We start from the raw sequence: 650 nt of genomic DNA, 5'->3' as shown, positions 1-650 counted from the left end.
CACAGATGAATGGGCATAGAACAAATCGAACAACGCCTTTTCACGCCCTGACTTGATTAATTTCTCACGATAGAGCCAGATAGTTTTCGCATCTGGAACAGTGTCTTCATGACAACCAACAAACCGACGAAAAGATAGAAGATCCAGCAGTTGGTATTCAATAGCATCTTCAGATAGGTTATGAAGACGTTGAAGCAAGAGCACTTTGAACATCATGAGATAGTCTAGGTGAGGACGACCGCCACGACTGAATAACTCTGACAACAAAGGAAGAAAGATAGTCCAATCCATAATGGCATCCAAACGTTCTAAGAGATTACCTTTCTCTGATAGTTTTGACAAGATTTTTTCATCGTCTGTGACTAAATGCATGACAGCTCTCCTCATTACTTTTGATTCTATTATCTCATTTCGGGGACATTTAGGGAGTTTTTAGAGGTGCCCTTATTTATAATTCAAATAGCTTGCTAATTCAAGCTAAAAATAATAATCTCTTTAATATTTTTCACAATTTAGCTATTCTATACTTTAGTTTCAATTGTAAATACTTTTTAATTCCTCATTTGTCAAATTAAGTTAGACAATTTCAAGTTAGTCAGAAAAACTTGATACGGCGTTAGATAGTTCAATGATTTCCTAGGAATTCTATG

The 650-nt window shown here is 35.5% G+C and carries 1 protein-coding gene; it reads right to left on the bottom strand.

The features are described 5' to 3' along the window. Window positions 1–372 (bottom strand): transposase (locus ACMZ6U_RS10650; RefSeq protein ID WP_416108376.1); only part of this gene is annotated, 372 nt, incomplete at its 3' end. Window positions 373–650: the final 278 nt, after the last annotated feature.

The sequence above is a fragment of the Streptococcus pluranimalium genome (assembly GCF_047785745.1).
Classification (GTDB): Bacteria; Bacillota; Bacilli; order Lactobacillales; family Streptococcaceae; genus Streptococcus; species Streptococcus pluranimalium_B.
The sequence above is the reverse complement of the archived record's forward strand: the minus strand, read 5'-3'. Positions and strand labels throughout refer to the sequence as shown.